The following is a 5,739-nucleotide window of genomic DNA, read 5'->3' on the forward strand; positions in this document are numbered from 1 at the left end:
GGCGGGGCAGCCTGTGGAGCAACGCCCGCCTGCATTTCGATCTGGGCCCGGGCCTGCGTTCCGAGGCGGAGCTGGGCGTGCTGATCGCCTTCTTTCGCGCCCGCCGGGGCGCCGCGCGCGGCTTCCGTCTGGGCGACCCCAGCGATTTCAGCTCCAACGGCATGGTCGATGCGCCCACCCCGGTGGATCAGGTGATCGGCCTGGGCGATGGCACCGCCTCCAGCTTTGCGCTGGTCAAGCAGTATGGCGATGCCGCGCAAGACCCGCAGCAGCGCCGCATCACCCGCCCTCGCGCGGGGAGCGTGCTGGTCAGCGTGAATGGCATGGGCGTGACCAATGGCTGGGCGCTGGAAGAGAACGGCATGGTCAGCTTCACCACCCCGCCCGCTGCCGGAGCCACCATCCGCGCCGGCTTCCTCTTCGATGTGCCGGTGCGCTTCGAGCAGGACACGCTGGATATCTCCGGCGCCGGTTTCGCCATGGGCGAGGCGCCCAGCGTGCCTGTCATCGAAATCCGGGAGGCGGTATGAGCCGGGTCTGGTTCTCCCAGCCGCTCGAAACCGTGGCGACATGGTGGCGGATCGACCGGCGCGACGGCGTCTCGCTGGGCTTCACCACCCATGATGCCGATCTGTGGTTCGACGCCCTGCTCCACCGCAGCGCGCCGGGCATGATGCCCGCCGCGATCCGCCGCTCGACCGGCTTCGACGCGGATTCCGCCGAGGTCGATGGCGCCATCGCGCATGACAGCTTGTCTGAGGAGGATCTGGTCGCCGGGCGCTATGATGGCGCGCGGGTGGCGGTGGGGCTGGTGGATTGGCAAACATTGGAGTTCACCGCGATCTATGCGGGCAGCATCGGCGGCGTCACGCAGGACAGCAACCGGTTCTCGGCGCAGCTGGTCTCGCGCAAGGGCGATCTGGCGCGCGATCCGGTGCCGCGCACCAGCCCCTGCTGCCGCGCCGATTTCTGCGGTCAGGGTTGCGGGCTGTCGGCGGCGCGTTTTACCCATGAGGCAGTGCTGGCCAGCTTCGATCCTGCGCTCAACGCCGTGACCATGAGCAGCGATGTAGCGGCGTCTCTGCTGCCGGGTGGGCAAATCCGCTGGCTGGACGGCCCCTATGCCGGGCTGGCCATGGGTGTCGCCGGGCTGGCGGGCGATGCTCTGGTGCTGGATCGGCCTCTCGATCAGCCTTTGGCCTCGGGTCTGCGCGCGCAGCTGCGCGAGGGTTGCGACCATACGCTGGCCAGCTGCGCCACGCGTTTCGACAATGCGCTCAACTTCCGGGGCGAGCCCTTTTTGCCCGGCAATGATCTGGTGATCCGCTATGGCCTGCCCAGCTGACGCGCTGGCCGGGGCCGCCGCCAGCCTGATCGGCAGCCCCTTCCGCCTGCATGGCCGCGATCCGCAGACCGGGCTCGATTGCCTGGGGCTGGTCGGCGCGGCGCTCGGCATGGCGGGGCGTCCCTTGGCGCTGCCTCACAACTATGCGCTGCGGATGCGGGGGATCGATCCCCTGCTGCCGCTGGCGGATAGCGCCGGGCTGCTGCCAGCCGAAGGCGCACCAGAGGCAGGCGATGTGCTGCTGCTGCATGTCGGCCCCTGCCAGTTCCATCTGGGCATTGTCGCGCGGGATTTGGGCCTGATCCATGCCCATGCCGGACTGCGCCGCGTGGTGCATTCGCCCGACCCGCAAGGCGCCATCATTGCGCGCTGGCGTCTGCCCGAAACCGCCTGAAAGGACACATCATGGCAACCTTGCTTTTCACCGCGCTGGGCACCGCATTGGGCGGCCCCATCGGCGGCGTGCTGGGCGCGCTGGCCGGGCAGCAGGTCGATGCCGCAGTCTTTGGCGGCGGCAGCGTGAGCGGGCCCCGGCTCAAGGATCTGGCGGTCACCACCTCAAGCTATGGCACCGCCATCCCCCGCCAGTTCGGCGCGATGCGCGTGGGTGGCACCATCATCTGGGCCACCGATCTGGTCGAACACGGCCAGACCAGCGGCGGCAAGGGCCAGCCCAGCGTCACCACCTACAGCTATTCCTCCAGCTTCGCCGTGGCGCTCTCCAGCCGACCGGTCCAGCGCGTGGGGCGTATCTGGGCCGATGGCGATCTGCTGCGCGGCGCGGATGGCGCGCTGAAAGTGGGCGGCGCGCTGCGCATCCACACCGGCTATGGTGACCAGAGCATCGATCCGCTGATCGCCTCTTCGGAAGGGGCGCAGAACTGCCCGGCGTTTCGCGGCCTGGCCTATGCCGTCTTCGAGGATCTGCAACTGGCCGATTTCGGCAACCGCATCCCCACGCTGACCTTCGAGATCTTCGGCGATGAAGGCACCCTGTCGCTGGCCTCGCTGTTCGACGGGGTAGAGGATGTGGCGCTCTCGGTCCCGCTCGACGGCATTCTGGGCTATGCCTGCGAGGGATCGCTGGCCGACACGCTCTCGCAATTCCAGCCGGTGATGCCGATGAGCTGCGACGCAGGCGGCGCTGCCCTGACCATCACCGCCGATCGCCAGTCCACCGCGCCCATCGCTTTGCCCGAACCGGCGCTCACCAGCGCCAGCGGCGAGTTCGGCGCCCGGAGCGGCTACCAATACAAGCGCGATCCCGCGCCCGACAATCCGCCCCGCGTGCTGCGCTATTACGATCCGGCGCTCGATTACCAACCCGGCATGCAGCGCGCCATCGGTCGGGCCCTGCCCGGCCAGCCCAAAACGGTGGACGTGCCCGCCACCATCGCCGCCAGCGACGCGGTCCGCCTGATCCAGCAAGCTGCCCGCGATGCCGACTGGCGCCGCGAGACGCTGGCGTGGCGCTGCGCCGAGCTGGACCCCGCCGTCGCGCCGGGCGTGCTGGTGACGCCTTTCGGCCAGCCCGGACTGTGGCGCGTAACGGCATGGGAATGGCGCGACACCGGCATCCAGCTCGATCTGGAGCGCGTGGCCCCCACCGCCAGTTCCGGAGTCAGTGCCGATCCGGGCCGTGCCAATCTGGCCAGCGATGATCCCGTTACGCCCACCAGTCTCGTCGCCTATGAGCTGCCGTGGGACGGGCAAGGCAGCAGCGATGCGATCATCGTGCAGGCCGCCGCGTCCTCCAGCAGCGCGGGCTGGCCGGGTGCGGCGCTTTATAGCGATGTCGGCGATGGCACGCTGACATGGCTGGCCGCCACCGGGCGACAACGCAGCACCACGGGACTGGCGCTGGACGCGCTGGCCCCTGCCTCGCCTCTGCTGATCGACCGACAGTCGGCGGTGACAGTACACCTGACCGGCAACGATCTGGCCCTCACCGGCGCCACGCTGGACCAGCTGGCGATGGGCGCCAACCGGGCCCTGCTGGGCAGCGAGATCATCCAGTTCGCCCATGCCACGGCGCAAGGCAAAGGCGTGTGGGTGCTCAGCACGCTGCTGCGCGGGCGTGGCGGCACCGAAAGCGCCATCGGCACTCATGCGGCAGGCGAGGCTTTTGTCTTGCTCGATGCCACGCCCGTGCAGCTCGATGGCGCCAGGCTGCAAGGCGCCAGTGCCATCGCTGCGCTGGGTCTGGCCGATCCGGCGCAGGTCGAAGCGCCGATCCTGTGCCGCGGCACTGGTCGGCGGCCATGGTCGCCGGTGCACCCCAGGGCCAGCTACGCTCCGGACGGCAGCCTGACCCTCGGCTGGACCCGCCGCGCCCGTGGCGGCTGGGCATGGAGCGACGGCGTCGACACCCCGCTTCAAGAGCAAAGCGAAGCCTATCTGGTGAGTTTGGGCGGGTGGGACAATCCAATCCTGCAATGGCAGCTCTCCAGCCCGGCGCTGAGTCTGGCCGCCAGCGATGTCGCGGCGTTCAAGGCCGCCCATCCCGGCGCCAGTTTCGCGGTTCGCCAGCAGGGAACCTATGCGCTTTCCGAAAGCCTGACGCTCGCCACCCTTGGCTGAACCGTAATTTTTTCTTTCCGCGAAGGATGTTCGATGACTGACTCAATCACCTTTTCCGCCGCCAGCCCGCGCCTTGGCCTGCCGCTGCTCTATGCCGGACAGGCCCAGAAAGAGGCCTTCGTCAATGAGTCCCATGCCCGGCTTGACGCCGCCGTGCATTGCGCCATCGAGGGCATCGCGGCCACGCCGCCCGCCGCGCCGGTCGAGGGCGGCAACTGGCTGGTCGCCACCCCGGCCAGCGGCGACTGGGCCGGGCAGGAGGACTGCATCGCCGCAAGGCAGGGCGGCAACTGGTTGTTTCTTGAGCCTTTCGATGGTTTACGGTTTTTTAACAAGGCCTCGCAGCAGTTTTCACATTATGCCGGGGGATGGAAAGTGGCGCCCGTCGTATCCCTGCCCCAGAACGGCACAATCATCGATGCGGAGGCGCGAAGCACTCTTGCCAATCTGGTTGCCGCGTTGCAGATTTCGGGAATTCTGCCGCAATCCTGATCCGGGATGCTCGCAGCTGCAACGGAACCGGATTTTACAGGCCGCAACATAGCTGCAAGCTGCCGGGAACGCGGCATTTTTGCAACAGTGCAGGATTTTTCGCGGCTTGCGTGTAACCAACGAAGTGGATAGACATTTCCCCAATCGGTGGCCTCCACATTGAAAGGGGAATTTATAATGCGCAGACTAGCCCTAGGTTTGGCGCTAGCCTCGACAGCCCTTGCCACGCCCGCTCTGGCGCGTGACAAGTCCTGGTACGTCGAAGGTGATGCCGGTGCGACGATCGTTGAGAGCAATCGCGTCGTGAACATCAGCGCCAGCCAGCCCGCTGGCGGCACGACTGTCGGTTACTTCAACACCAAGACCGGCTACGACTTCGGTGGCATCATCGGTTACGATTTCGGTCCCTTCCGTCTGGAAACCGAAGCCAGCTACCGCCGCGTTGCCGCCAAGAAGTTCACCACCAATGCTGGTACGGTGTATGACTCGGCCAACAACCAGGCCGCTGGTGGCACCAGCGTGCTCAGCTTCATGGCCAACGGCCTGCTGGACTTCGGTCCCGATGACGGCCTGCAGGGCTTCATCGGCGGCGGCGTCGGCGTGGCGCGCGTCAAGAATGCGATCTACACCTCGGCTCCTAACAACAACGGTGGCGTGAACGATTCGTCGTCGGGCTTCGCTTATCAGGCGATCGCGGGTATCCGCGCTCCGCTCAGCAAGCATGTCGATCTGGGTCTGAAGTATCGCTACTTCGCCGCTTCGGGCGCGAACCACTTCGTCAGCCTGCAGGGCAACCCCTTCGTCGAGCGTTTCCACTCGCACTCGCTGCTGGCCACGCTGACCTACAACTTCGGTGAGCCGGCTGCTCCGCCGCCGCCTCCCCCGCCGCCGCCGCCGCCTCCCCCGCCGCCGCCTCCGCCGCCCCCTCCGCCTCCGCCGCCCCCGGCTCCGGTGTGCAACAAGGGCCCCTACATCGTGTTCTTCGATTGGGATAAGTCGGACATCACGCCGCAGGCCGCCACCATTCTGGACAGCGCGATCCAGGCCTATGGCAACTGCGGTTCGGCGGCGATCTCGCTGGCCGGTTACACCGACCGTTCGGGCACGCCCAAGTACAACCTGGGTCTCTCGGCCCGTCGTAACGCCTCGGTGCGTGCTTACCTCACCTCGCATGGCGTGGCTGACGGCACCATCTCGGGCACCGCTTACGGCGAAGCCAACCCCCGCGTTCCGACCGCCGATGGCGTGCGCGAACTGCAGAACCGTCGCGTGGAAATCACCTACGGTCCGGGTTCGGGCAACTAAGCTCGGTACAGGCTACC

Annotated in this window: 6 protein-coding genes; all 6 read left to right on the top strand. The window is 67.4% G+C overall.

The genetic code is table 11. From position 1 onward, the window contains the following. A partial coding sequence (locus SR3_RS29855; RefSeq protein ID WP_157099216.1) for a DUF2460 domain-containing protein occupies nucleotides 1–530 on the top strand: 530 nt, incomplete at its 5' end. Then, nucleotides 527–1,345, top strand: a complete 819-nt coding sequence (locus tag SR3_RS29860) for a DUF2163 domain-containing protein (protein WP_068094954.1) — start codon at nucleotides 527–529, stop codon at nucleotides 1,343–1,345. The genes SR3_RS29855 and SR3_RS29860, both read left to right, overlap by 4 nt. Beyond that, nucleotides 1,329–1,739 carry an NlpC/P60 family protein gene (locus tag SR3_RS29865; protein ID WP_068094957.1) on the top strand — a complete coding sequence of 137 codons (411 nt, stop codon included), beginning with the start codon at nucleotides 1,329–1,331 and terminating at the stop codon, nucleotides 1,737–1,739. The genes SR3_RS29860 and SR3_RS29865 overlap by 17 nt, the downstream gene beginning before the upstream one ends. An 11-nt stretch (nucleotides 1,740–1,750) precedes the next feature. After that, nucleotides 1,751–3,925 carry a GTA baseplate fiber-binding domain-containing protein gene (locus SR3_RS29870; RefSeq protein WP_068094960.1) on the top strand — a complete coding sequence of 725 codons (2,175 nt, stop codon included), beginning with the start codon at nucleotides 1,751–1,753 and terminating at the stop codon, nucleotides 3,923–3,925. 33 nt (nucleotides 3,926–3,958) lie between these two features. After that, nucleotides 3,959–4,417: a DUF2793 domain-containing protein gene (locus SR3_RS29875; protein WP_068094964.1), complete on the top strand. Its 459-nt coding sequence runs from the start codon at nucleotides 3,959–3,961 to the stop codon at nucleotides 4,415–4,417. 177 nt (nucleotides 4,418–4,594) lie between these two features. Beyond that, nucleotides 4,595–5,722, top strand: coding sequence for an OmpA family protein (locus SR3_RS29880; RefSeq protein ID WP_084456068.1), 1,128 nt, complete (start codon nucleotides 4,595–4,597; stop codon nucleotides 5,720–5,722). Nucleotides 5,723–5,739: the final 17 nt, after the last annotated feature.

The organism is Novosphingobium rosa NBRC 15208, assembly GCF_001598555.1.
GTDB lineage: Bacteria > Pseudomonadota > Alphaproteobacteria > Sphingomonadales > Sphingomonadaceae > Novosphingobium > Novosphingobium rosa.

Excerpts from the sequence above, each read along its gene's own strand:
- SR3_RS29860 (WP_068094954.1), top strand. The coding sequence starts at position 527 with ATGAGCCGGGTCTGGTTCTCCCAGCCGCTCGAAACCGTGGCGACATGG.
- SR3_RS29865 (WP_068094957.1), top strand. The coding sequence starts at position 1,329 with ATGGCCTGCCCAGCTGACGCGCTGGCCGGGGCCGCCGCCAGCCTGATC.
- SR3_RS29870 (WP_068094960.1), top strand. The coding sequence starts at position 1,751 with ATGGCAACCTTGCTTTTCACCGCGCTGGGCACCGCATTGGGCGGCCCC.
- SR3_RS29875 (WP_068094964.1), top strand. The coding sequence starts at position 3,959 with ATGACTGACTCAATCACCTTTTCCGCCGCCAGCCCGCGCCTTGGCCTG.
- SR3_RS29880 (WP_084456068.1), top strand. The coding sequence starts at position 4,595 with ATGCGCAGACTAGCCCTAGGTTTGGCGCTAGCCTCGACAGCCCTTGCC.